The 26,240-nt window shown below is 35.5% G+C and carries 18 protein-coding genes and 2 tRNA genes; 7 read left to right on the top strand and 13 right to left on the bottom strand.

All coding sequences use genetic code 11. The features are described from left to right. Positions 1–83: 83 nt before the first annotated feature. Positions 84–725, top strand: a complete 642-nt coding sequence (locus tag H710_RS04035; RefSeq protein WP_041849558.1) for a hypothetical protein — start codon at positions 84–86, stop codon at positions 723–725. A gap of 362 nt (positions 726–1,087) precedes the next feature. Here the strand turns inward: H710_RS04035 and H710_RS04040 are convergent. Next, positions 1,088–1,162: transfer RNA gene (locus H710_RS04040), tRNA-Glu, on the bottom strand. 522 nt (positions 1,163–1,684) lie between these two features. On the opposite strand from H710_RS04040, the gene glpX reads away from it, so the two are divergent. Then, a complete protein-coding gene (glpX, locus tag H710_RS04045) occupies positions 1,685–2,674 on the top strand; it encodes a class II fructose-bisphosphatase (RefSeq protein WP_041849559.1) in 990 nt (329 codons plus the stop codon). A 98-nt stretch (positions 2,675–2,772) separates the two neighbouring features. Here glpX and H710_RS04050 read toward each other — a convergent pair whose 3' ends face one another. From H710_RS04050 to H710_RS04065, 4 genes are all read right to left on the bottom strand, one after another. Further along, positions 2,773–3,879, bottom strand: coding sequence for a branched-chain amino acid aminotransferase (locus H710_RS04050; RefSeq protein ID WP_041849560.1), 1,107 nt, complete (start codon positions 3,877–3,879; stop codon positions 2,773–2,775). A gap of 523 nt (positions 3,880–4,402) precedes the next feature. Further along, the gene (locus tag H710_RS04055) at positions 4,403–6,820 is read right to left on the bottom strand and encodes an SPOR domain-containing protein (RefSeq protein WP_041849561.1); all 2,418 of its coding nucleotides are present in this window, start codon (positions 6,818–6,820) and stop codon (positions 4,403–4,405) included. 136 nt (positions 6,821–6,956) lie between these two features. Next, on the bottom strand, positions 6,957–8,714 hold the full coding sequence (argS, locus tag H710_RS04060; RefSeq protein ID WP_041849562.1) for an arginine--tRNA ligase: 1,758 nt from the start codon (positions 8,712–8,714) through the stop codon (positions 6,957–6,959). A gap of 31 nt (positions 8,715–8,745) precedes the next feature. After that, complete coding sequence (locus H710_RS04065) at positions 8,746–9,942, bottom strand: deoxyguanosinetriphosphate triphosphohydrolase (RefSeq protein ID WP_041849563.1); 1,197 nt, start codon at positions 9,940–9,942, stop codon at positions 8,746–8,748. Positions 9,943–10,050: 108 nt separating this feature from the next. On the opposite strand from H710_RS04065, the gene H710_RS04070 reads away from it, so the two are divergent. From H710_RS04070 to glmS, 5 genes are all read left to right on the top strand, one after another. Then, positions 10,051–10,374, top strand: a complete 324-nt coding sequence (locus tag H710_RS04070) for a HesB/IscA family protein (protein WP_041849564.1) — start codon at positions 10,051–10,053, stop codon at positions 10,372–10,374. A 60-nt stretch (positions 10,375–10,434) separates the two neighbouring features. Further along, entirely contained in the window at positions 10,435–11,397 is a 963-nt protein-coding gene (locus H710_RS04075; protein ID WP_041849565.1) for a hypothetical protein, read from the top strand. 50 nt (positions 11,398–11,447) lie between these two features. Beyond that, positions 11,448–12,236 (top strand): cytochrome c biogenesis CcdA family protein, encoded by a 789-nt coding sequence (locus H710_RS04080; protein ID WP_041849566.1) that lies wholly within the window; start codon positions 11,448–11,450, stop codon positions 12,234–12,236. 14 nt (positions 12,237–12,250) lie between these two features. After that, positions 12,251–13,591, top strand: a complete 1,341-nt coding sequence (glmU, locus tag H710_RS04085; RefSeq protein WP_041849567.1) for a bifunctional UDP-N-acetylglucosamine diphosphorylase/glucosamine-1-phosphate N-acetyltransferase GlmU — start codon at positions 12,251–12,253, stop codon at positions 13,589–13,591. 162 nt (positions 13,592–13,753) lie between these two features. Next, positions 13,754–15,577 carry a glutamine--fructose-6-phosphate transaminase (isomerizing) gene (gene glmS, locus H710_RS04090; protein ID WP_041849568.1) on the top strand — a complete coding sequence of 608 codons (1,824 nt, stop codon included), beginning with the start codon at positions 13,754–13,756 and terminating at the stop codon, positions 15,575–15,577. Positions 15,578–15,787: 210 nt separating this feature from the next. Here glmS and recG read toward each other — a convergent pair whose 3' ends face one another. The 8 genes from recG to accB form a co-directional block, all read right to left on the bottom strand. Further along, positions 15,788–17,896, bottom strand: coding sequence for an ATP-dependent DNA helicase RecG (gene recG, locus H710_RS04095; RefSeq protein WP_041849569.1), 2,109 nt, complete (start codon positions 17,894–17,896; stop codon positions 15,788–15,790). Between the two features lie 137 nt (positions 17,897–18,033). Continuing rightward, positions 18,034–19,794 (bottom strand): GNAT family N-acetyltransferase, encoded by a 1,761-nt coding sequence (locus H710_RS04100; protein WP_041849570.1) that lies wholly within the window; start codon positions 19,792–19,794, stop codon positions 18,034–18,036. A 350-nt stretch (positions 19,795–20,144) separates the two neighbouring features. Then, positions 20,145–20,291: a DUF1561 family protein gene (locus tag H710_RS06370; protein ID WP_244875572.1), complete on the bottom strand. Its 147-nt coding sequence runs from the start codon at positions 20,289–20,291 to the stop codon at positions 20,145–20,147. Positions 20,292–20,794: 503 nt separating this feature from the next. Next, positions 20,795–20,917, bottom strand: coding sequence for a DUF1561 family protein (locus H710_RS06485; RefSeq protein WP_348519595.1), 123 nt, complete (start codon positions 20,915–20,917; stop codon positions 20,795–20,797). Between the two features lie 620 nt (positions 20,918–21,537). Continuing rightward, a complete protein-coding gene (locus H710_RS04105) occupies positions 21,538–23,463 on the bottom strand; it encodes a DUF1561 family protein (protein ID WP_041849571.1) in 1,926 nt (641 codons plus the stop codon). 541 nt (positions 23,464–24,004) lie between these two features. After that, a tRNA-Thr gene (locus H710_RS04110) sits at positions 24,005–24,080 on the bottom strand. A gap of 214 nt (positions 24,081–24,294) precedes the next feature. Then, positions 24,295–25,632 (bottom strand): acetyl-CoA carboxylase biotin carboxylase subunit, encoded by a 1,338-nt coding sequence (gene accC / locus H710_RS04115; protein WP_041849572.1) that lies wholly within the window; start codon positions 25,630–25,632, stop codon positions 24,295–24,297. 14 nt (positions 25,633–25,646) lie between these two features. Continuing rightward, positions 25,647–26,129 (bottom strand): acetyl-CoA carboxylase biotin carboxyl carrier protein, encoded by a 483-nt coding sequence (accB, locus tag H710_RS04120; RefSeq protein WP_041849573.1) that lies wholly within the window; start codon positions 26,127–26,129, stop codon positions 25,647–25,649. Positions 26,130–26,240 lie beyond the last annotated feature (111 nt).

Below are 26,240 nucleotides of genomic sequence, written 5' to 3' on the forward strand. Positions count from 1 at the left end.
TATTTTTTCTTTTTGAGTTTTATTTATTGTGTTACATAATTCCGTTTAGATATCGTTTACGTTATCTTGAATGGAGGGGGATAATGGTTTTTATCAATTCATTTCGGTCACATATAAGGACTGAGGAATATCAGAAGAATAATAGTTTACATGTAAAACAGGGTTTTAATGAAATAGTTCAGGATACTCTTCAAGCCTCACTTGTGTATATTAATACTAGAGATGTTTTTTGTTCAACTGTGTATGACGCATTGCTGTGTATTCAAGAATCTTCTAATAATAAAGGGCGAGTTACGGATTTTTCTTTTCATTTGAACAGTGTTGCTAATTTTGTTGATTGGTTAGGAGAGCTAGCTGATGATGGTGTTTCCTCATTTCAAGATTACGATGGTACTCCGAAGAAATATTTTCAGGTTTATGTTCCCGTGACAGTAAATGGTGATCAATGGAAGAATTTTTTGAATTCCTTAGATAAAGAAGAGAAATTGTCTAACGGAACACAAGTTTTATTGGACATTACAGAAAATGATTCTGCTAAAGTATATAATCAATCAGGTGTAGAAAATTTTGCTAAAAATTTGACTAGTTGGAAACAAAGCAATATATCTAGTGCAATATGGGGTCGTCGTATGATTGATGAAGAATCAATTCAACAGTTTCAACAAGAAAGTAAGCAGATATTTACTGGAGCTATAGGATCTATTCGATTTTCTATTATTTATTAAATATTTTCTTTAATTATTTGATAAATTTTATAAAAAATTAAATTTGATGACCAAATCTTTGGAAGATTGCACTATGTGCATGAATTGATTAATAAAATTCTATTCCCAAACCAGAAAAATTTGCATAATATTTATCGTAGAGAATATAAGGTGAACTTTAATATCAATTGGGGTTTGCTGGTGCTGGGTTGGTCTTTTTGATTGTTTTATGGAATAAAGTGACTATTACTTGTTGTACAGATTACAAATTATGAGCTGTATATATTTGCAAGAATGCTAATGTATTTTTAGGAGAAAATAATAAAAAAGCAGACTCTAGCTTAATAACCTAATTAAGCACTAATGCGCTTATTATAGAAAACTGGTACGCCCAAGGGGAATCGAACCCCTGTTTCCGCCGTGAAAGGGCGATGTCCTAACCGCTAGACGATGGGCGCAAACCAGTGATGAGGCTTTATAGAGAGGATCTTTTTACTTCGCAAGTCTTATAAGTGATTTTTTTAAAAAAAACGCATTTTATTGAATAATTTTTGGGTGTTTATGCATGTTGATACAATGCAGATAGCTTTTTGGGAGAATCTAGAAAAGATAATATACCAATAAAGTGATAAAGGTTAATAAAAAATTTAAAATGTGAGTATGATAATAATCGACGATATTGCTTTCAATTTTAGGAAAAGAATGAAAATAGAAAATAAATGGTTTTTACCATTGAAAATTTTTTAGAGCTATTTATTAAAAAACAAATACGTTATGGTGAAGGATGTATTTATTAGAAGATAATCATCTCAGTAAAAAATCTTAATTTGTTTTTATAAGATTTATAACATGAAGTTATGTAGAAGTCTGTTTGTTGTTTCTCTTGTAGAAAGCTTTCATCTTTGCAAAAAAATTAATCAGTATTTGGTAATAAGCGCCAACATTTTTTGCTAACACTAATTTTAATAGGATTTTATTATATGCCCAAAGCAATTCAGAATGTCTCGAATGGACTTGATCGTATTCTAACACTTGAATTGGTACGTGTAACTGAACGTGCAGCTGTTGCGGCTGCACGTTTGCGAGGGCAGGGTAATGAAAAAGCAGCTGATCAGGCCGCTGTAGATGCAATGCGTCAGGAGCTTAATCGTTTGCCTATTGATGGTACAGTAGTAATTGGTGAAGGTGAACGTGATGAAGCTCCTATGCTTTATATTGGAGAAAAGGTAGGGTTAAAGAATGGACCAGCCGTTGATATTGCGCTTGATCCGCTCGAGGGAACTACAATTTGTGCCAAAAATCTTGCCAATTCGCTTTCAGTGATTGCGATTGCTGAAAAAGGTAATTTACTCTACGCTCCTGATGTTTATATGCAAAAAATTGCGATTGGTCCCGGTTATCCTGAAGGGTTGGTTGATATAGATGCTAAGCCTGAGGACAATATTTTTGCTCTTGCCAAGGCCAAAGGGGTAGCTGTTAATCAGATGACTGTTTGTATTATGGATCGGCCTCGCCATGCAGAACTGATTAGTGAAGTGCGTGCAACAGGTGCATCAATCCGTTTAATTGGTGATGGGGATATTGCTGGTGTTATTCACACAACTGATCCAGATGAAACGGGTATTGATATGTATATAGGTATTGGTGGTGCACCAGAAGGTGTATTAGCTGCAGCAGCTTTACGCTGTATTGGTGGGCAGATACAAGCGCGTTTACAGCTTGATACAGAAGAAAAAATTACGCGTGCTGCTAAAATGGGAATTGCTGATCCTAATAAAGTTTATACAATGGAAGAGATAGCAAAGGGAGATATTTTGTTTTCTGCAACAGGGGTAACAGAGGGTAATATGCTTTCTGGTGTTAAATTTACTCGTGATTATATCCAGACAGAAACAATTGTGATGCGTTCACATACTGGTACAATTCGTAATATTAAAGCACAGCATAAAGATCGATCAAAATTTAGCTGATGCGTTTTTCTGGTTATCGCTTTAAACGATAATAAGTATGTTTAACGAGAATTATACTGTTATAAGTTTCAAGATGAATTAAAATGTTGTTTCGTTAATTACAGTAATTGAATGGAGTGCACCCAGCCATTTCTATCTTCTATATTTCCTTTTTGGATATCAATCAGTTGTGTGCGGAGTTTTTCTGTGGTTGCACCAATCATTTCATTGCCAATTATAAATTCTCCACCTTTATATTTGAAACGACCAATCGATGTGATAGCAGCAGCAGTACCACAGGCAAAAGCTTCTTTGAGCTGATTGTTTTGTACATCTTTTTTAAGAGCTTCAAAAGCATAAGGACGCTTTTCTACTGTTAAACCCATTTGTTGTGCTAACTTCAAAATTGAATTACGGGTTATCCCTGCAAGAATATTACCATTAAGGGCAGGTGTTACAAGAGTATTATCTGCCATAACAAAGCAAATATTCATACCTCCGAGTTCTTCAATCCATTGACGTTCAACTGTATCAAGGAAGAGTGCTTGATTACAATTATTTTGAATTGCATTTTTTTGTGCGAGTAAACTTGCTGCATAGTTGCCTCCACATTTAGAAGTTCCTGTACCGCCTGGACCAGTGCGACTATAGTCTGTTTCAATCCATACACAGATCGGTTTTTCTGTTCCTGTGAAATACAACTCAACTGGAGATGCTATGATACAGAAAATATATTCTCGAGAGGGACGAATTCCTAAAAAGCCTTCATTTCCAAACATGAATGGACGTAAATAAAGGCTAGCATTTGGATGATCAGAGACCCATTTTTGATCAATTTTTACTAGTCGATTAATTGTATCTAAAAAGATGTTTTGGGGTAATTCAGGCATCGCTAACCGTTTTGCTGATTCTACAAAACGCTGAGCATTGACATCAGGACGGAATAATAAAATACGTCCATCTTTTGCACGATATGCTTTTAAACCTTCAAAAACTCCTTGTGCATAATGTAATATAGTACTTGCTGGATTAATTTCTAAAGGTTTGTATTGAGAAATAGTAGCATTATGCCACCCTTTTTTTTCAGTCCATTGAATAACGCTCATATGGTCTGTAAAAAACTGACCAAAACCAGGATTTTTTAAAATTTTTTCACGTTTTTCATCTGATAAAGGTGAGGGATGTCTTTCTATTTTAAATGGGAGTGATGATAAGAGAGAATCCATGAATTAAACTTTCTTAGATAATGTTTTATTTTTGTATATTTTTTATTGAAAAAATACTGAAATATTTTCAGTATGGCATTACGATAAGAAGTTCTTCAATATCAGTTATTGTGATAAGAAATTCTTTATATCAATACATTATTTCAGAATTTAAATTGAATTAGCCATTTTGCAGCTATTCTTTTGATTATACTTTAAATCGTTATCAAATTATTTGTAATTCCCTATAACTGATTGGTTTTATTTGAAAGTAAGTATTTGAATTTTAAGGCTTTTAAGAAGTCATCAGGCAGTAATATGTTCAAAAAGAGATTTTAATATGGCGTCTTTCAATAGGCTCAAAATCGTAATCTTCCATCATTTTATAAATAAAATTCTTTAAGTAAATAAATTTAATAAAGTATAATTAAGGAAGAAAATTTACAACAACTGATATAATAATATCTAAGATAAGGCTTCTTAAGAATAATTAACAATTTGAGCAGTAATAAACTCAATATAATATAGCAGTAGTTTTAGCAGCTTATTTAGTTGTAATGAAACAACTTCCTCCAGAATTTTTAATATCTTCACAAAGGTTTATAGCTTCATTACGATTTTGAATTTGAATACGAACACGATAATAAAGCCCTTTTTCTGGTATGCTTGTGGGGTAAATATTTAACACATGAGTACCAATAAGAGATCTAAATTTAGATTTTAGATTTTTCAAAGAATCTTCAGCCAACTTTAGTGTTGGTTGGGATGCAAGTTGAACATAGTAATTTCCTAAATTTTGCTCCGTTGTTTGTGTTGATGGATTGGAGCGGGAAACGACCTGCGTTTGTGCATGTAAATTTGGCTTAGTCAGTGAAGGCACCGGTATAAATGAAGCATCATTTTTTTCTATGATATTATTGGTAGAAGTATTTTCTGCAATGATTGTATCAATATTTTCTTCAGAATAACTTTCTTGTTCACTGGTATCAGAGGAGTGTGAAGATATTTCAGATGTAATTTGAGATTTTTCAATGACTTCAGGCTGATATACGGTGTTTTTTTGTACATAGTGATTTGAAGTTAATAATCTTGTACCCTCTGGTCTCACGATAACTGTTTGAACTTCCTGTGTAGGAATCGTATGACTCAGAGCTTCTGTAATTGTATCTTCAACATTGTTGTACACTTCAGGAGAAGGTGATGCAGTGTTTGCAGATACTGATTCATCATTTAATTCTATGAAAGATTCAGGCTGTTCAGAAGTGTCAATAAGAAATTTTTGCGTATTTTCTTTCTTTTCATCTCTCTCAGTTATTGGATTATAAATATTTAAATTATGTATAATGTTATTTTCAGTGTCAATTGTTTTCGGTTTGACTTTAAAAGGTGCATTATCAGCACGAATTATAGGTGAATTTTCACTTTCATTTAATGACGTAAAAAAGTGAGGATAGTTTATAAAAGCAATGATTATCGCGATAAAAAAAACAGTACTTCCGATAAGACCCTTACTAATAATGAAATTTTTCCAAATAGGCGTTGTTAATTTATGTGCTGATTTTTCATTTGTGAATCTGTATTGTGAATTCTCTGGGAAAGAGGAAGAATATCCTTCTTTTTCAGAGAGATGATAATTGGCTTTTTTTTCCTGAGTATTTATGCGTAAATCTTCCTTTGGGTTTTTCTCAGGGCTATGAAAAAGTTCGTTAAAAAATTCACTTTGTTTTTGCGAAAAATCATTTTCTGAAATATTTCCTACATTAAATACATCAGAAAACTCTTTTTTAAGCCCATCAGCAGGTATATTTTCTTTAGGTTGTTCATACGGAATTTCTGAAACCATAATTGGTTCAGTTTTTTCTACAATTTCCTCTATAAATGTATAAGTATCAACATTTGGAGGAGGATTGTCGTGATGAGTGAAGTTATGTGCAGAAAAATTACCTTTTTCTGTAGTTTTTAAGCTCATATAATTTAAGTTATCCTGATTATATTGAGCTGTTTTTATACCAACTTCTTGTTGTAAGGGCTCTTTTTTATAAGATTTGGGATAATCAGTAATGTGCTCTTCTTGTGAAAGATCCTCTAAATCAATCTGTTTGTTAGTTTGTGGCGAATTTAAAGAAGAAGATGAGAAAGCACTTGTTGAAGTGTCATTTCTATTCTGCGTCGCTTTAAAAGGTAAAGAAGAGGAAGGTGTTTCTGTAGAAGATCTTTGTATACCGCTATATTGGTCTTTTTCTAAAGTTTGTTGATCAGTAGGCATCTCATGTGAAAAGTTTGGCGATGTATAATAGGAGTTTTCACTATTATAAGGGGTTGATTGTGTGCCAATAATATCTGAATGATCTACTTTAGTTTGTGAAAGAGTTACAGTGTTTTTATGTGCTGTTTTAGTAGTTGAAGTTCTATTATTTATATCTGCATTAAGAGGAAAATCTTCTAATTTTTCGTTAAAGTGATCCTCTGCAAAAAAAGGATCAATATGCGTTTCTGTTTGTTTATTTTGTAGTGTTTGATTTTTTTGAATGGGTAATGGGGATAGTGTGTTTAAAATTTTCTCTTCACTATCGTTAAGGGAAGAAGAGTGCATAATCTCAGATAAAAAATCACTTTCTTTAGGAGCAACAAAGGAAACAGGTGATGGAGGAGTGTTTGCTGTTTCTGGGTTATTGACGTGAAATGGAAAATTTTCTGGTTTATTTTTCTCATCAAATGAAAACTCATCAGTTAAATTATTTGCAAACTCCTCATCTAAGAAAGACAAATCAAAATCATCATTTTGGAAATGAGTTATAGGAGATTGGGGGATTAAATGGTCAGATTGTGATGAATCTTGAGTATGCTGAGAGCCCTGATTTTCATTTTTACGGCTTAAAAATTGCGTGAATCTCTCTAAAGGATCATAATGCTCATGATCTTGCTTCTCTTCTTGCTGATATTTGTGATCCTTTTCCCTCATAAATTTTCTCACATAATGATCTGCACTGAATGCACTACTAATTCTAAATACTATATTTTAAAATATCAGTTTTTTCAAAAAAGAACATCAAAATATATTTAACAAATCACAAACCTTATATATTTATACAATTTTTTCAACGCATTTCTGTAGGAGCTTTTACTTCCACAATTTTAAGTCCTGATGACAGAACATTAATAAATGCTTGAACCAATCCTAATCTAGCTAATGACAATTTTTTGTTGTTAGGCTTAATAAAACGTAACTCAGGATTATCATTCCCTTTATTCCAATGTCCGTGGAAACTTGAGGCAAGATCATAGAGATAAAATGCTAAGCGATGTGGCTCTTTATACACTACGGCTTGTTCAATAATGCGTGGATATTGGGCAAGTTTGTGTATCAATGATATTTCACTGTCATTTGTTAATTGATCAAGATGGGCAATCATTAAATCGTTTGAAGGATTCTCAATCTGAAGATTTTTTTGCGCTTGACGAAACACAGAATGACAACGCGCATGTGCATATTGTACATAGAAAATAGGATTGTCTTTTGATTGTTCTGTTACTTTTTCTAGATCAAAATCAAGAGGTGCTTCACATTTACGATAAAGCATCATAAAGCGCACTGGATCACGACCGACTTCTTTTACAACATCACGAAGAGTGATAAATGATCCCTCTCTTTTAGACATGCGTACGGGATGACCATTACGAAAAAGCTTAACCAATTGACACAAAAAGGCTGTTAATTGGACTTTGTTTCCAGAGATTGCTTTTGCTACTGCTTCAAGTCGTTTCACATAGCCAGCATGATCTGCTCCTAAAACATAGATCATTTCGTCAAAGTGGCGGTGAAATTTATCACGGAAATAAGCAACATCAGCAGCAAAATAAGTATAAGAACCATCAGATTTAATTAAAACACGATCCTGATCATCACCAACATCGGTTGAACGGAATAATGTTTGCTCGTGTGGTTCCCAATCTTTTACAGTTTTCCCTTTAGGTGGTAATAACTTACCTTTATAGACATACCCATTTAAAGTAAGGTCATTAATTGTGCTTCGAATGGCTTGCGCATTATTCATATAAAGCATTCGTTCTGAAAAAAAGACATCATGATGAATATTCAAAGTCGCCAGATCTTGGCGAATCATGGTCATCATTGCATCAATTGAGCGCTCTTTTACTATAGATAAAGCTTCTTCATTATCCATAGTGAGTAATTTGTCACCAAATTCTTGAACAAGTGATTGTCCCAATGGTATTAGGTATTCACCAGGGTAAAGTCCTTCTGGAACTCTATTAATTGTTTCTCCAAGTGCTTCACGGTAGCGCAACAATACAGAAGCAGCAAGAATTTCGATTTGTTTACCAGCATCATTAATGTAGTATTCTTTAGTAACGTTATAGCCAACGAACTGAAGCAAGTTAGCAAGAACATCTCCAACAACGGCACCTCGACAATGTCCAACATGCATTGGACCTGTTGGATTTGCAGATACGTATTCAACATTGATCTGTTTTCCGTGTCCTATTTGAGTACGGCCATAATCTGTCCCCGATGTAATCATTAATTTCAGTGCATCGTGCCAAAATGATTTGGTAAGCTTGATATTTATAAATCCAGATCCGGCAACCTCAAGATGACCAATGGATAGATCATCTTTTAGAAGTGCTATAATTTTTTCTGCAAGTGTACGCGGATTAAGTCCAACAGATTTTGCAAGAACCATAGCAGCATTGGTTGATAAATCACCATGTAAGGAATCTCGTGGAGGGTCAACAGTGATTTTTGATAAATCCAAATTTTCTCCATTTTTCCCTTTTATATCAGATTCTTCAAGCGATTTTTTAATTTTTTGCTCGAAATTTTTAAAGACGTTCATATTCAAATTCCATAATTGTATTTAAAACCAGTTAAACAAAATCGACTCTTTGGTCAAACAATCGGTAGTATTCACGTAAGGCATAGTGATCAGTCATGCCTGATAGGAAATCAGAAATAAGACGTGCTAATTCTTGGTCTGTTAAGTGAGTCGTTTTATTGTACCAATTGTCAGGCATAAGATTTGGATTGTTACTATAACAATTAAATAATTTTTGTATGATATATTGTGCTGTATTTCGGCGCTTGAGGACTTGATCATGGTAGTAGAGATTTTTGAAAAGAAAATCTTTTAGCTGTTTTTCTTGCACGGCCATTGCAGGAGAAAAGGTAACAATCATCTGTCCTGCTTGATGAACATCATGTGTATTTTGGGGTTTGATGAGTGCTAAATTTTTTTCTGATTGTTGAATAACATCTTCAACCATGATTGTTATTTGTCTTCGCACTAATTCATAACCACGTCGAGTTTGATCAAGCTGTGGATATGTTTGTTCAATGTCATTTAACAGTGAAGCTGTAAGAGGAATTTTTTCGAACTGACTCAATGTTAAATAATACGAACGCAAACCATCATCAACATCATGAGCATTATAAGCAATATCATCAGCAATAGCAGCACACTGTGCTTCTAATCCTGCAAAGCGATCGAGCTCAAGATCTTGTTGCTCATTATATTGCAGAATATCAATCGGAATATTTCTATTACTAGAATGAGGACCTGCAAGAGGACCGTTATGCTTTACAAGTCCTTCTAGTGTTTCCCACGTTAGGTTAAGTCCATCAAAATTTGCGTAACGCTGTTCAAGTTTTGTAACAATGCGTAATGCTTGTGCATTATGATCAAAGCCACCATAGGGCGCCATTGATTCATCAAGGGTTTCTTCTCCGGCATGGCCAAAAGGGGGGTGTCCAAAATCATGAGCAAGAGCAATGGCTTCAGCGAGATCTTCATCAAGATGTAGTGCGCGGGCTAATGTCCGTGCAATTTGAGACACTTCAATTGAATGAGTAAGACGAGTACGATAATGGTCGCTTTCATCAGCAATGAATACTTGAGTTTTATGTTTAAGTCGTCGAAATGCATTAGAATGAATAATACGATCCCGATCCCTTTGAAAAGGAGTGCGTGTTGTGCTTAGAGTTTCACAAAATAGTCTTCCACGGCTTGTTTGTGGGTTTGTGCTATATATCGCTCGAGATTGATAATGGATATTGCTGATATTCATTGCAAATTATTTATTCTCATTTTAAACTTAGTGTTAGCTTGTTATTAACAAACTTTTATCTGTTTAGGATATTCTCTCTCAATAGCTTAATGCAAGGGTATATAAAAAATGACTGTGAGTGTATCAGATTTTGCTGCTGAACGGATTGCAAAAATACTATCAAACGAACCTAATAAGATAGCATTACGTATTTCTGTTGAGGGCGGTGGATGCTCAGGTTTTTCTTATAAATATGATTTAGTTTCTACACGTAAAGAGGATGATTTCGTTATTCAAAAAGGTGGGGCGGTTATATTCATTGATTCAATCTCTCTTTCTTTTATGAAAGGATCTCAAATTGACTTTGTAGACGATCTTATGGAGCAATCGTTTCAAATTCGTAATCCCAATGCTGTGTCATCATGTGGTTGCGGCGTTAGTTTTTCAATTTAGAATTTTTATTTTGCAATATTGTTGCTTGAAAACATTGTCACTTTAGTCAACAATATAAAAATGAATGCCTTAACAAAAATATTACATCAGATTTTTTGGCTAGTCGCAGTATTTTTCTTGTTGGTTGGGAGTTATAGTGCATTTTCTGAGGAGGAAAGAGTTAAAAGTCCGCAACAAGAACGGTTAACAGATCCCATTATACATTCTCAAAATAATGATGAAGAAACTTTATCTCAGGCTACGCTAATAGTGCACGCTCGATTAACGAACAACAGCGAAAATATTATGAAAGGATTGGTGTGGCGAATTTATGCCCCTGTCTTAATGGGGGATAAATTGCCATTGATTGCAACTTTTGAAGGTGGTAGTGCACATTTTGACTTAGAGGCGGGGAATTATCTTGTGCATGTTTCGTTTGGCCACGCAAGCGCAGTGCATCGTGTCAGCTTAGAAAAAGGACAACAGCTTGTCAAAAATTTTAATCTTGAAGCTGGTGGTGTTATTTTAAGCGGCACAGTGCTTAATGGTATAATCAATGAAAAAGAATTGAATTTTACTATATATGAAGATGCAAAGGAGACTGATGATACCAGCGTTATTCTGTCAAATGTAAAACCTCAGTCACTTGTGCGTTTAAAAGCTGGTTATTATCACGTTGTTTCTTATTATGGTTCAGTTAACGCTATTATAAGTGCTGATATCCAAGTAGATGAAGGTAAGATTACTGAAGTAAGCCTTGAGCATCAAGCCGCTCAAATCTTACTAAAGTTGGTGCGTCAAGAAGGAGGAGAGGCGCTAGCAGATACGAGTTGGTCTATTACCAATGATTCTGGTGATATTATTTATGAAACAGTTGGTGCTTATGTTCCACTTGTGTTAGTCGAGGGGGATTATATTGCGATTGCTAAAAATAAAAATCAAATTTATCAAAAGGTTTTTTCAGTCATCTCTGGTTATGATAAAGATGTGAGTGTGATAGCAGACACAGACATTATGCAAAAAATCGATAAAACAGAAGATTGATTATCATTTGTGAATGTAAATCATAATTTATAAAAGGTGGATACAGAATTTTGGTAACAGGTTTTTCGATATTCAGTGTGTTTTTTGCTGGTGCATTATCATTTTTATCGCCGTGTGTTTTGCCATTGGTATTACCTTATTTATGCTATATGGCAGGTGTTAGTGTTAACGATTTTCGTTCAGAAAACCGAAGTGAAAAAGCATCTGTACGTTTAGCGCTTTTATTTTCGGCTATTGCTTTTATATTTGGTTTTACGACTGTTTTTGTTGCATTAGGTGCAAGTGCGAGCATAATTGGCAAATTTATAGGCTATTATCGTGATTGGTTCGTTATTTTTTCTGGAATTATCATTATCATTTTTGGTTTGAATTTTTTGGGTATTTTAAAGATTAATTTTTTATCTCGTGAAATACGTATTCAAATGTGCAAAATACCTACTGGACCTTTAGGATCTTATATTATTGGTTTAGCTTTTGCATTTGGTTGGACGCCCTGTATTGGCCCAATTTTGGGGCCTGTTATAACGCTTGCAGGAACAAAAGAAACGGTAGGGGAAGGTGCTATGCTTTTAGGAATCTATTCTTTAGGTCTTGCAGTGCCTTTTGTGTTAGCAGCTTTCTTTTCAGGAATTTTTATGAGATTTTTAGAATCTTTTCGTATTCATTTAGGAAAAGTTGAAAAGACTATTGGTATTTTTCTCATCATTACGGGTATTTTGTTTTTGACAGGATCTATCCATGATTTTTCATTTTGGCTTTTAACAAATTTTCCTTTGTTGAGTGATGTTGAGGCTATCAGTTGGCATGATGCTACGAATATATTTGATTTTTTTCATTAATTTTGTGTGTTTTTATGGTTAGGAATTGTCTTTCTATTGTTCTTGCAGCAGGTGAAGGGACGCGTATGAAGTCGCCTCTTCCCAAAGTTCTTCATAAAATAGCTGGGCTGCCACTTGTATGTCACGTGGTAAAACAAATAGAATTAGCAGGTTCTTTACAATTGGCTGTAATTGTAGGATCCGGTGCTGAAGATGTCACTAAAGTTGTTCAATCATTTACAAAAAATGCAATGATTTTTGAACAAAAAGAGCGTTTAGGCACGGCGCACGCTGTTTTATCTGCTCGGTTAGCTTTGCAAGAAGCAGTTGATGATATTCTCATTGTTTTTGGTGATACTCCTTTAATAGAACATAGTTTATTGGTACGTATTCGTGCATTTCTCGCTGATGGGGCGGATGTTGTTGTGGCCGGTTTTTATGCTTCTGATCCAACAGGTTATGGTCGTCTTATTAAGAAAAATGGTAAGCTTATTACCATTGTAGAAGAAAAAGATGCAAGTGATGAAGAGAAAAAAGTTTCTCTTTGTAATGGTGGAATAATGGCTCTTAATGGGAAATATGCACTTTCTCTTTTAAATAAGATTGATAATAATAACCTGCAGCAGGAATATTATTTAACAGATGTTGTTTCTATTGCGTCGCGCGAAAATTTAAACATTCAAGTTGTTGAAGTTCCTTTTGATAATGTTATTGGTATTAATAATTGTTTCGAGCTTTTTGAAGCTGATGCTTTGTGGCAAAAGCGTAAAGCGCACGATCTTATGCTATCTGGTGTTACAATATTAAAACCAGAAAGTGTTTATTTTTCTTATGATACAGAAATTGAACCAGGTGTTTTGATTGAGCCAAATGTTTATTTTGGGCCAGGAGTAAAAATACAATCGGGTGCAGTCATTCGTGCATTCAGTTATTTAGAAGGGGCTGTTGTTGGCAGAGATGCGCAAATCGGTCCTTATGCACGTTTACGTCTTGGAACGAAGTTAGCACGGTCGGTTAAAGTTGGGAATTTTTGTGAAATTAAGCAAGCAAAAGTGGGAGAATTTTCTAAAATCAACCACTTGAGTTATATCGGTGATGCAGAAATTGGTACAAATACCAATATTGGGGCTGGTACAATTACGTGTAATTATGATGGTTTCAATAAACATAAAACGGTAATTGATGATGATGTTTTCATCGGTTCTAATTCGGCGCTTGTGGCTCCATTAAGTATAGGGAAAGGATCCTATATTGCTTCAGGAAGCGTTATTACTGAAGATGTTCCTACAAATAGTCTGGTTCTTGGGCGAGCACGGCAGGTAATAAAAGAGGATCGTGCAATAAAATTGCGTGCACATTTGTCAAGAAATAAGTAATTATTTTTAGTCTATTTAGGAGCCTGACACTGATTTAATAATTGTGCAGAGATTTATCATGCCATGTTCAGTTTATATAGTGATTTCAAATCTTGAATGAAGTTAGTTTATTATGTTACGAGATTACCACCATAAATCTGGTATGTGGATTGGAGCCTTTTAATGTGCGGAATTATCGGAGTTTTTGGAAATAGGCCTGTTGCTTCCTACCTCATTGATGGTTTAAAGCGTCTTGAATATAGGGGGTATGATTCATCCGGCTTAGCAACAGTGCATAATAGGAATCTTCACTGCATTCGAGCCGAAGGTAAGTTAGTTAATTTAGAAGAAAAATTAAAAATAACGTCTTTGAAAGGGAATGTAGGGATTGGGCATACGCGTTGGGCTACGCATGGGGTTGCTGTAGAGCGGAATGCTCATCCTCATATGACAGAGCGGCTTGCGATTGTTCATAATGGTATTATTGAAAACTTTTTAGAATTAAAAAGAGAACTTATTGAAAAGGGTTATATTTTTGAAACAGAAACTGATACTGAGGTTATTGCTCATTTAATTACGCATGAATTAAAAAATGGTCTTTCTCCACAGGAAGCGACACGCGCAAGCTGGAAAAGACTACAAGGTTCTTTTTCTATTGCTCTTATTTTTAAAGGTGAAGACAATCTTATGATTGCTGTTCGCTCCGGTCCACCTCTAGTGATTGGTTATAACAAAGGTGAGTTTTTTGTAGCATCAGATGCAATTGCTTTATCTTCATTTGTAAATCACATAAGCTATATGGAAGATGGTGATTTAGCTGTTCTTACTCGTGAGGGAGTGACAATTTATGATGCAGATAATCAACTGGTAGAACGTCCTATTGCAGCATTATTGGGTAAAGATTTATCAGTCTCTAAAGGTAATTACCCTCATTTTATGCGTAAGGAAATATTTGAACAACCTGAAGTTATTTCCCATAATTTAGTGCGTTATTTTGATCTTGGAAGTTATACAGTTCGTCCACTTGAAAATTTTATTGATTGGAGAGATATTAACCGACTATCATTTTCAAGTTGTGGAACTGCGTATTATTCAACTTTAGTTGCACGCTATTGGTTTGAAAATTTTGCTTCTTTGAGTGTTGATAATGATGTGGCTTCTGAATTTCGTTATCGGGAGCCTCCTCTAGCAACTGATGTTTTATCAGTGTTTGTTTCTCAGTCTGGTGAAACAGCCGACACACTGGCATCTTTGCGTTATTGTCGAGATCGTGGTGTAAAAACAGCAGCGGTTGTTAATGTAGAGCTATCGACAATGGCAAGGGAAGCTGATTTTGTTATGCCAATATTAGCAGGTACAGAGATTGGTGTTGCTTCAACAAAAGCTTTTATTTGCCAATTATCAACACTTGCTTTTATGGCGCTTAGTGCAGCTAAGCAGCGTGGACATCTTTCAGAAACTATAGAGAAACAGCTGGTTCGGCAGTTAGCAGAAGTACCACATATTTTAAATAAAGTTTTAAAGTTAGATGATAAAATTAAGAAACTTTGTCATGATTTAGTAAATGTAAAAAGCGTTCTTTATCTTGGGCGTGGTATTTCTTATCCGATTGCTTTAGAGGGTGCGCTTAAACTAAAGGAATTGTCTTATATTCATGCTGAAGGTTATGCAGCGGGTGAGTTGAAACACGGTCCGATTGCGTTAATTGATGATAAAATGCCAGTTATTGTTGTTGCACCTTATGATAAATGGTTTGAAAAAACTTTTTCTAATATGCAAGAGGTCGTAGCACGTAATGGCCGTATTATTTTAATAACGGATGAAAAAGGAGCAGCAGCAGCATGTCTTGATTTTGTGTCGACAGTTATTTTGCCAGACGTTCCAGAATTTATTGCTCCGATTGTTTATGCTTTACCGATTCAGTTAATTGCTTATCATACGGCTGTTTTATTAGGAACAGATGTGGATCAGCCGCGTAATTTGGCAAAATCAGTAACTGTTGAGTAAAAATGATTTTCATCTGGAGATTATTAAAAATGAAGGAGCTCTTTATCAATAGAGATACAGCCCTTTATTTACAGGCTAATTTAAAACATGTTGCCAGTAACAGTTGAGTGTATTTTGCATGTTAAGCAGAAAAAAGTCACTCATGATAGTGCATTCTATTTTAGAATAATCAAAGCTTACCTAATTATTTTCAGAGAATTTCTTTTTTTATTAGCCTGCACGTAAGAGTTGAATAGCATAGTCTCTTTTAAAAAGATAAAGGAGTAAGCGTAGGGCTTTTCCTCGTTCTGAGGAAAGATTAGCATCACGTTGCAAGAATAAGCGTGCATCTTTTCTTGCCATCGATAAAAGATCACTATGTACTGCAAGATTTGCTATATGAAACTCAGGCATACCGGATTGTCGGGTTCCTAAGATCTCGCCTTCACCTCGTAAACGCAGGTCCTCTTCAGCAATTATAAAACCATCTTCTGTGCTGCGCATGATATTAAGACGTGCTGCCGCTGTTTTTGTTAATGGACCTTTATATAGCAGAATACAAGATGATTTTTTGTCTCCTCTTCCAACACGTCCACGTAATTGGTGCAACTGTGAAAGACCAAAATGTTCTGCATGTTCGATAACAATAATCGAAGCATCAGAAATATCCACTCCTACTTCAATGACTGTGGTTGCAACCAAGATACGTGTTTTTCCGCATTTAAAGGAAGCCATTGCTGCATCTTTTTCATCCGTAGGCATTTTCCCATGTATCATATCTACACAATCTCCGAATTGTTCATATAGAGTAGCAAAACGGCTTTCAATCGAAGTTAGTTGAAGGGCTGTAGATTCTTCTACCAAAGGGCAGATCCAATAAAGTTTTTCTCCTTTTTTTAATGCTAATGCAATGCGCTCTATCAGTTCATTGATCCGTTCTGAGGGAAGCGTCGCTGTTGTGATCGGTTGGCGCCCAATTGGCTTTTCTGTAATTTTTGATACATCCATGTCACCAAAAAGTGTTAATACCAGGGTACGTGGTATAGGAGTTGCAGTCATAACCAGCATATCAGGCTTATGTCCTTTTGCTGTAAGAGCAAGGCGCTGGTGTACACCAAAGCGGTGCTGCTCATCAATAATGGCTAGAGAAAGATTATGGTAAGTAACGTTTTCTTGTATCAAAGCGTGAGTGCCGATGATAATAGAGGCGTGTCCTGATGAAATGTCATTTAGAATATTTGTGCGCGTTTTTCCTTTTTCTCGTCCAGTTAAGAGAATTGTTTGTAAACCAATTTTTTCAGCAAGAGGAGCAATTGTAGAAAAATGTTGTCGAGCCAAAATTTCTGTTGGTGCCATTAAGGCTGATTGTCCTAAATTTTCAGCAATTTGCGCTATTGCCATTAGTGCAACTACGGTTTTTCCTGTTCCTACATCGCCTTGAAGAAGCCTTAACATGGGTTCAGGTGAAGCTAAATCATTCGCAATTTCCTTTATCGTTTTCTTTTGTCCATTGGTTAGTTGGAAGGGTAAGGATTTAAGTAGTTTTTCAGTATAGGTTCCTGTTGATAAACGAGAGACTCCTGTAAGAGATTTAGTTTGTAATCGCACAAGACCAAGAGCTAACTGACAAGCAAGAAATTCATCATAGGCAAGACGTTTACGTGCTGTACTTTCCACGGATAAATGACAGGGATCTATAGGATCATGGATACAACGTAGAGCAACAGAAAAAGAAGAAAAATTTTGTTGTTTTTTAACACTTTCATCTATCCATTCTGGTAAAAAAGGAACATGCTCGAGAGCATTTTGCACAACACGTCGTAATGTTTTTGCTGATAGTCCAGCGGTAGAAGGATAAATAGGTTCGATTAATGGTACCTGATTAAATTCCTCATTGAATGCTATATGATCGGGATGAACCATTGAAAGCTGTTTGTTAAACCGTTCAATTTTACCTGATACAATGACTATTTTTCCTTCTGGGAGCTGTGTTTTCAGCCAAGAGCTTCGGGCATGAAAAAATACTAAATTTATTTGGCCTGTTTCATCGTGGCCAATGACACGATAAGGTAATGATTTGACGCCGGTTGGTGGAGGTTGATGCTGGTCGATAGTGATTTTGAGGGTAACAATTTGGCCTTCTTGTGCACAAGCAATGCTGGGTTGCATTCTACGGTCTATAACCGAATGGGGCATCAACTGAAGCAAATCAATAAGTTGGGGATCACGCTGTGCAAGATTAATGTTTAAAACCTTAGCCAATAAAGCGCATATCTTGGGGGTAACTCCAGGCAAAATGCGAATAGAGGATAAAAGAGGATTAATGAGATTTAAACACATAAGAAAATTTAACGTGCTCTTTTTGTTTTTTTTAGTGTTTTTAAAGAACTTTTAGGGGATAAATTTCCAAGAGACAAGACAAGTTATTTCATTTTTAATTTGATCGTTGGTTAAAAAACAAAAGGGTGAGGCGTGAACTAAGAATTGCATCGGGCATCAGAGGGAATCCAGCTATAAATATTTTGGTCATGAAAAACTCCATTTAAATATTCAGCTTCTCTAAATGTCGCTTCGTGTACAAAACCGCAACGCTTTGCAACTGCATTGCTTCTTTGGTTAACAGTAGTGCATCTGATGACAAAGCGATGAAGAAAATGACGTGAAGAATAATACTCAACAAGAGCGTTCACTGCTCGCGTAATAATACCATTACCTTGAACTCTTTTATCAAGCCAATACCCAATATATCCACTTTTATTCACGTGATCGATAGTGTGGAGAGAAACTAAACCAACCGGATTTTCATTGAACAAAATAATATGTGTTTTTTCTTTGTCATTTTGATGTGCAAGAAAACAAGAGTCAAGATAATCGGCTGTATCACACTCATGATTAACAGAAGGTGGCCATGCCATGAATACACTGAAATATTCTTTGTTGAACTGAATGACTTTATATAGCGCAGAGGAAAATTTTCTTGAAGGTGCTTCTAACCGTATATTTTCATCCAAACATATACGTTCTTCCTTATGAAATAAATCTCTGGAAGTAAAAGAGGATGACATCTTTGCAATTAGCACACTACCTCTTAGCCAAATGTACACTGGTGGTTTTTTACGTGTCCATTCGTTAGAAGCTTGCATATTATAATTATTGCAGCTTCTTATTAAAAAATGTTGACCTTCTGTCAAACCATAATGGCCTTGTGGAGACAGGGAATCATCTTCAAAACAATTAAAGCCAGCCAAAATCTGTTTATCTTTAGTTGAATCTTTATCCTCATCGTTTAAAAGTGTTAGGGAATGATGCCAGTTATGTATGGACGTGATCCAATTGATGCTTAGATTAGTTTGTATAATTTTGGCATCATAGTGATGCTTATAACCAAGTGCTTTTCCTATTACATAGCTACTATCTTTGCTCAAGTAGTGATCCAGCTCAAAAATCAGTTTCCATCTTTCAGACAGATTTGGATCATAGCTGTGCAATACATCATGAATATTCCGGAAAATAGTTTCTGGATCATAATTTTCAGGTTCTGGGTTAGTAAAAAAATTGGTGCTTATATCAAGGTGTTCTGATGATGGCATATGTTCAACAAGAAAGGGAAGCCAGTGATGTAAAGTATCTGTGATTTTTGGATAATTTTCTGGGTTAGAACCAATATAAAGATGGAAGCCCTTTAGATAAAGATGATCCGTGTTTGACAATATAGGTAAAATATCATTGATATACTCTTCTTTTGTTATTCCAAATCGAGAGTATTTACCATTACGATAAAAATGAGAGAGTCTGATGCCTACACCGTAGCACTTGTTTTTATTAACAGCCAATGTATTGAGCTTACGAAGTTCGCTAACGTTATCTACGTAGATGAGAGCGTCTTTTTCCAATGCAAAAGACAAATCTTCAGTGGTTTTTAAGGGACCACCTAAAGTGATGCGATCAGTAGGAAATCCTGCGAATAAAGCGATCTGGAATTCATCAGCAGAACAAACTTTTGCATGTAGTCCTTCTTCCGCCAACAATTTGCAAAAGATTCCCAGTGAACAAGATTTAATAGCAACAGCAATGTTGCTATCAGTAAAATACTTTTTGCTGGTTGAAATTAATATTTTTGCTTTTTCTAAAGCATTGTCAGCATCAAAAAGAAAAAAGGGAAAATCAGCATGGCCTGTTCGACCAGAAATTTCTTTTGCAACCTGAATAATATATTCTGGAACTGTTTTTTGTATCATATGAATACTTATTTATATTTTGAATAACTGTATTCCATTTGTCTATCAATTTTTTTGATCGTTAGTATTAGAATAGCAGAAATATCAATGTTTCGCAATGAATAGCGTGCCATGTGTATTTTGACATCTTCATCACTTGAAGAGCAATATTTTGTGACGTGCAGATAGTATAAAGGATAAAATTTTTTATGGGAAGAAGACATATGCAAAAAAATATCCAAAGAAGGACTTGTGCTTATTAAGCAATGCGTTGCAAAGAATTTAAAAGTTATGCCATGTTCACTGGAAGAGTTTAGTAACATGGTGATTCAATGTTTCCTTACCAAACTCTTTCATTATTTTTATATTTTTTATTGAATTGCACATTTACCATTTAAACACTGATTGATAATAGAAACTCTTGGAAGTTCTCTATTGCCTCTTCTATGCTCTCTTTTTCCAGTACAGCCGTCTTGCGAAACATAAAAATTCAAAGGAATTTCATTTAGTTGAGTCATTTGATAAAGTTATTAGTGTATAAAGTCTTCGACTACCCCTAAGTGAAAACTCAGAAAGTAATATTTCTGGATTTCTCGTTGGATTGAGATAACTCCTAAACTCATCAAAACTCATACTCACTATGTTTGTAGGAATTAATATGAGCCTCTTAAAATGAGTTGAGCATGACCAATGATAGTACTACCATCCATAGTTGATCTAATAATTACAATATACCAAAGTGTTCTTTCAAGAGCCCTGAACAGACTTTAAGCTGGTTTCTCACCTCTTCTTCCGACATTCTTTCTATAAAGGAAGGTTTCCACTCATATCGGGGTAACAATATTGACGCTGCTGCACGAGTTGTTTTAGTTGTTCGCGTCAAAGTACTCTCTCCTATACCAAAGGTATTGTATCATAGGATATTGTAGCTTCAAGCTTTGCTGCAAGCCAAGAAATTCTTTGATGAAATGATGTAAATGGGCTTATACCTTTTTGTGTATTTAAAAAATAATCTTCTCCATTATGATAGAGACCCTCTGAGATGATCTTCTTGTAATTCAGCGAGCATTTGCATAGTCTGAATCATACAAATTCCACAAGGAGCAATTGCTGCTTTCTCCTTAGAACTAGTACTTTTAGTAATTTCCTATAATCTTTTTATCCATGTTTTAGTGAGATGAGCAACATTTTCCTTGTTTCTCGAAGCAGGGCAATAAGCCAACGTATCCTCTGGTTTCCCATTGATATAGAGATTCCGTCGTTTCATGTCATAAGAAAAAAGAAAATTAGATTTGGAAGAATTGGTTGTGTCTTTATTTAAGGTAACTAGGCTTCGCTGTGTAAGGCTCAAATGAGATTAACAGGAAAATTGATACTGATGTACGTTCTGATCTTTCTCAATGGTTGCGCAACAAATGAACGAGCGTTTTGCATTGGTTGGTTACCAATTTATGTAGAACACTAAGATTTAGATATGATGAGTCAAAATTTGGCGAGAGATCTTTTAAAACATAACAAGCAAGGTAAAAATATGTGTGGTTAGCAACTAGCTAGAAAAAAAAGTAACAAGAGTGTAGAGCTAACAGAAGCAGAGAAAAAGCTCTTGCAAGAGATGATGAGTACCTATCGGGTGTGAGAATGATGTCTCGCTTAACGAGGTAGATAGTACTTGTTATATTTTTGTTTATTCTTGATCTTGAACGCCTTAATAAATGCATTTGATGTGATCTTCACACATTTGAAGCAATGGCTTAAAAGGTTGTGCTATTGAATAGCACATCTGCCACTGGTACATTGATTAATAAGAGAAGCTCTTGGAAGATGTTTATCACCTCTTCTCCCATCTCCTTCTCCAGTGCAATTGCTTTGTGAAACATAGAGATTCAAAGGAATTTCATCCAATTGAGCCATTTGATAAGTCACAAGTGAATGAATCCTCAAAGCGCTTCTCGCTGAAAGGAGATTAATCAATTCTTCTGCGTTGCGTGTTGGAGTAATATATTGCCTGAACCGAGACAAAGGCATGTCATCTGCATTTGTAGGGATTAGGACTAGTCCTTGGTTTGTTCTTAAAATAGGTTGGGCATGACCAATCATATTGCTACCATCTCTATTGGATCGGACTATTGCAATATACCAAGCTGTTCCAGGAGGAGCACGTAATAGATCTTGAAGTCTTCTTCTCATTTCTTCCTCTGTTCTTGCTATAATTGAAGGTCTCCAATCATATCTGGGTAACAAAATTAATGCTGTTGCACGAGTGACTCTACTTGTTCGTGTGAAACTATCTTCTCCTACATGCCAAGGTAGGTTCACATAAGACATTGTAGCTTGAAGCCTTTCTGCGAGCTCAGGAAATCTAGTACGAAATGAAGGAAATGGATCCACTCCTTCATGTGTATCAAAGAAATAACCTGTCCTGTGTTGAAAAGGATTTCCTGGATAATTTTCTTGTAATTCAGCAAGCATTTGTAGAGTCTGCAACAGACAGATCCCACAAAAAGAAATGTGTTCTAGACCTCCAGGACTAGTGCTTATAGCAATTTCCCATAGTCTGTTTATCCACGCATCAGTAAGGGTAAAATCAGGAGGTAAAGATCGTTTTACTCGTATCTTAGCAACATTTTCCTTTATCCCAGGAGCGGGGCAATAAGCAAGTGTATCTCCTAAATTTCCGTTGACATAGCGATTCCATCGCTCCATGTCATAAGAAAAAAGAAAATTAGATTTGGGAGAATTGGTTGTATCTTTTTCAAGGTAATTAGGCTTAACTGTGTAAGGGGAACCCCAATTTAAGCCATATTGGGTAACTCTTAAAAAATTACCTTGATAATCTGTGAGTGTCCCTTCACGCCTAGCATAAAAAACAATGTCCCAGGAAAAAATATCTCGTTGAGGAGTGACAGTATCTTTATCTTTACACAATGCCCATTTGACCCAATCCCAATTTTCTGAAGAAGATTGTTGGGAAAACATACAAGACATTGCTCCTGTGGAAGAAAAATATCTGGCAATGTGGCCATTTTCAGGATTATAGTAAAGATCAAAAACGTCTGATTTAGATCCATCGTCTGTGATGTAATATCTAGAGAAGCTAGGGCCACTTGCAAAATTCCAGCTTATAAACATTCTGAGGTTAATATTCACAGGAGTAGCAATAATGTGTTCCCACCGATTCATTGTGGGAATTAAGGTATGATCGTAGTAATCATGAGGGTTTTTTGAAATATAAGTATACCATTTCGTGTCTTTAATACGAAAATTTCCCTTGGCTGTATAAAAGGCATAGTCGTTAAAGGTATTTTTTTTAATGACCCATTGTTGGTTTGGATCATTGATTACACAAGGTCTTAATACAATATAATCCCAATTAGCTGTAGATTTTCCCTCAATACCTGTAACCGAACTAGGAGCTGTCATACATAGCCAAACACCATCTACCTTCCAGGCTATTCGTTGAAAGAGATCATATCTGGCCACTTTAGCAGAAGTACAATTATCAATGTAAACGTAACCTTCACCTTCTACAAATGTTGGGGTATAGCAATACTCTTTCCCTGTATGGGCTTTAACACGAATAGCTCTGTCACCAGGAGTCTGAGGAGGTTTTGGATGTGGTATGGGAGCTGCAAAAGGAGTATGAAGAGTTAATAATAAGCTAAAGAAGAATAGTAGCAGCCTCAATTTCATTTTGTTTCCTTTTGATTTTTCCCCTCTCTGATTGTTTATGGATTAGTCAGAAAACTGCACTTTGTTTCATACTGTTGTTCTGAAAGACAGAGTTTATGATGCTATGAATAAAACAATGAATTATTAATGTTTAATTCGCGTCATTTTCCATTTACGATAGATGTGTCTGAATGTTGAAGTTTTAAAAAATTTCGTAAAGCTATAAAGAAGGTTAAATAGGCCGTTGTTTTTCTTTTACAAGGATCATCACATTCAAGATATGCCTACCAAGCAAGAGTGGCTTTTGATTTAAAAGTTAATGATAATGCGCTAGGGATTGAGCACGAAGAGCGTCACCCATATTTATCCTGAAAGCTGTAATACTTTGTCCTTCAGGGCGAGGGGGATATCAATTGGTAAAAGAGAGTTAATTATTGCTTTGCATTCTACTCATAAATGCTAATTTTCATGAGATTTGCAGAGGCGATTCGGAAAATCCTATTCCTTCATCTTTAAAAATATCAACAAAATCAAGATATTAACCACTGTAAAAAAAACACAATGGTGCCCCCAGAGAGACTCGAACTCCCGACCCCCTGATTACAAATCAGGTGCTCTACCAACTGAGCTATAAGGGCACATTCCACTGTGAGTAGCATAAAGTTACAAAAAGGAAAATAGAAAATTTTAGATTCTAATAGACATTTCTAAGAATATAAAATTAATAAACTAATCAACTATTGAAATATATAGAAATTATTGGAAAAAGTTGTATCCCTCTTCCGTAATGGGTAGGAAAAAACACAATATCAAATTATTACTTTACTACTGTTCGTGAATTTAGACAACTTATTAATCAGAAAGATATTTTTCTAGCCAGTGAATATTATAATCACCATTAGCAATATCTTGATTGTTAATAAGGTCACGAAACAAAGGTAATGTAGTTTTAATGCCATCAACTACAAATTCATCTAGCGCACGTCTTAAACGCATCATACACTCTAAGCGTGTTCGTCCATGAACGATCAGCTTTCCAATCAAACTGTCATAATAAGGTGGAATATAATAACCAGAATAAACACCTGAATCAACACGAATTCCTAAACCTCCAGGTGTATGAAAATGTGTAATGAGCCCTGGAGATGGTGTAAAATTAATAGGATCTTCAGCATTAATACGACATTCTATAGCATGGCCAGAGAAGCTAACATCTTCTTGTTTGACAGAAAGCCCTTGGCCAGAAGCAATGCGAATTTGCTCATGGACCAGATCTATACCTGTAATAGCTTCGGTTACAGGATGTTCAACTTGTAAACGAGTATTCATCTCAATGAAATAAAATTCACTATTTTCATAAAGAAATTCAACAGTTCCTGCTCCACGATAGCCAAGTTTAGCGCAAGCATTTGCAACAATATCACCAATTTTTTTCTGTTCTGATTCATTAAGTGCAGGCGAATTAGCTTCCTCCCATACTTTTTGATGACGTCGTTGCAATGAACAATCACGTTCTCCTAAATGAATAGCATTACCAGCTCCATCACCCATAACCTGAATTTCAATATGGCGTGGCTTTTCTAGGTATTTTTCAATATAAACTGAATCATCGTTAAAAGCTGCGCCAGCTTCTGAACGGGCAGTATGAAGAGCTACAGAAAGTTCTTTCTCAGAACGGACAACTTTCATACCGCGTCCACCACCACCTGCAGAAGCTTTAATAATAACTGGATATCCAATTTCATGAGCAATACGGAAAGCATCAACGCCTTCAGTTACGGCTCCATCAGAGCCTGGTACAATAGGAATACCAAGCTGTTTAGCTGTTTTTTTTGCTTCTATTTTATCACCCATAGTGCGAATATGTGCAGCTGTTGGACCGATAAATGTAATATTATGGGCTTCTAAAATATTTGCAAATTTTGCATTTTCAGAAAGAAAGCCATATCCTGGATGAACAGCATCAGCTCCTGTGATTTCACACGCAGAAATAATTTGCTGAATATTCAAATAAGAATCGCGAGATGGAGGAGGACCAATACAGACACTTTCATCAGAAAGACGAACATGCATAGCATCAACATCAGCGGTTGAGTGAATAGCTACAGTTTTAATTCCAAGCTCTTTACAAGCACGTAAAACACGAACAGCAATTTCCCCTCGATTAGCAATGAGGATTTTTTGAATCATAGCAGTCTCTCACTTCATTCAACAATAATAAGTGGTTCGTCAAACTCAACTGGTTGAGCATCTTTAACAAGAATTGCGGTTACAGTTCCTGAACGTGGTGATGAGATATGATTCATTGTTTTCATTGCTTCAATGATAAGTAATGTTTGTCCTTCAGAAACATTTTGTCCTATTTCTACGAAAGGTTGTGCACCTGGAGAAGGTGCAAGATATGCTGTACCAACCATTGGAGATGATATTGTGTTTTTTGATTTTTCTTCTTTTACAGGCGAAGCGACAGTTGTCGGAGCAGAGGTCATATTAGGAGTTGTAACAGGAGCATAAATTACTTGCTCAGAGGAGGCTGAGGTATTTTGGCGTGACACACAAATACGAAGTCCGCCTTGTTCAAGCTCAATGTTAGTCAGATTTGTGTCATTCAGAATCTTTGCAAGGTCACGGATAATGTCCATATTAATTTTTGTATGTTTTGTTGCATCCATTTTTTTTGTTACCATTTTGATTTTTAACTCCTTGACCGGTGAAGATCATCACTTCTTATACTCTTACGACACAATATTTCTAGACTTTTAATTATATTTTTTCTGATATTTTGCACTGCATTTTGA

It is taken from the genome of Bartonella bacilliformis Ver097, assembly GCF_000709795.1.
Lineage (GTDB): Bacteria > Pseudomonadota > Alphaproteobacteria > Rhizobiales > Rhizobiaceae > Bartonella > Bartonella bacilliformis_A.

Excerpts from the sequence above, each read along its gene's own strand:
- H710_RS04035 (WP_041849558.1), top strand. The coding sequence starts at position 84 with ATGGTTTTTATCAATTCATTTCGGTCACATATAAGGACTGAGGAATAT.
- glpX (WP_041849559.1), top strand. The coding sequence starts at position 1,685 with ATGCCCAAAGCAATTCAGAATGTCTCGAATGGACTTGATCGTATTCTA.
- H710_RS04050 (WP_041849560.1), bottom strand. The coding sequence starts at position 3,879 with ATGGATTCTCTCTTATCATCACTCCCATTTAAAATAGAAAGACATCCC.
- H710_RS04055 (WP_041849561.1), bottom strand. The coding sequence starts at position 6,820 with ATGAGGGAAAAGGATCACAAATATCAGCAAGAAGAGAAGCAAGATCAT.
- argS (WP_041849562.1), bottom strand. The coding sequence starts at position 8,714 with ATGAACGTCTTTAAAAATTTCGAGCAAAAAATTAAAAAATCGCTTGAA.
- H710_RS04065 (WP_041849563.1), bottom strand. The coding sequence starts at position 9,942 with ATGAATATCAGCAATATCCATTATCAATCTCGAGCGATATATAGCACA.
- H710_RS04070 (WP_041849564.1), top strand. The coding sequence starts at position 10,051 with ATGACTGTGAGTGTATCAGATTTTGCTGCTGAACGGATTGCAAAAATA.
- H710_RS04075 (WP_041849565.1), top strand. The coding sequence starts at position 10,435 with ATGAATGCCTTAACAAAAATATTACATCAGATTTTTTGGCTAGTCGCA.
- glmU (WP_041849567.1), top strand. The coding sequence starts at position 12,251 with ATGGTTAGGAATTGTCTTTCTATTGTTCTTGCAGCAGGTGAAGGGACG.
- glmS (WP_041849568.1), top strand. The coding sequence starts at position 13,754 with ATGTGCGGAATTATCGGAGTTTTTGGAAATAGGCCTGTTGCTTCCTAC.
- recG (WP_041849569.1), bottom strand. The coding sequence starts at position 17,896 with ATGTGTTTAAATCTCATTAATCCTCTTTTATCCTCTATTCGCATTTTG.
- H710_RS04100 (WP_041849570.1), bottom strand. The coding sequence starts at position 19,794 with ATGATACAAAAAACAGTTCCAGAATATATTATTCAGGTTGCAAAAGAA.
- H710_RS06370 (WP_244875572.1), bottom strand. The coding sequence starts at position 20,291 with ATGACTCAACTAAATGAAATTCCTTTGAATTTTTATGTTTCGCAAGAC.
- H710_RS04105 (WP_041849571.1), bottom strand. The coding sequence starts at position 23,463 with ATGAAATTGAGGCTGCTACTATTCTTCTTTAGCTTATTATTAACTCTT.
- accC (WP_041849572.1), bottom strand. The coding sequence starts at position 25,632 with ATGATTCAAAAAATCCTCATTGCTAATCGAGGGGAAATTGCTGTTCGT.
- accB (WP_041849573.1), bottom strand. The coding sequence starts at position 26,129 with ATGGTAACAAAAAAAATGGATGCAACAAAACATACAAAAATTAATATG.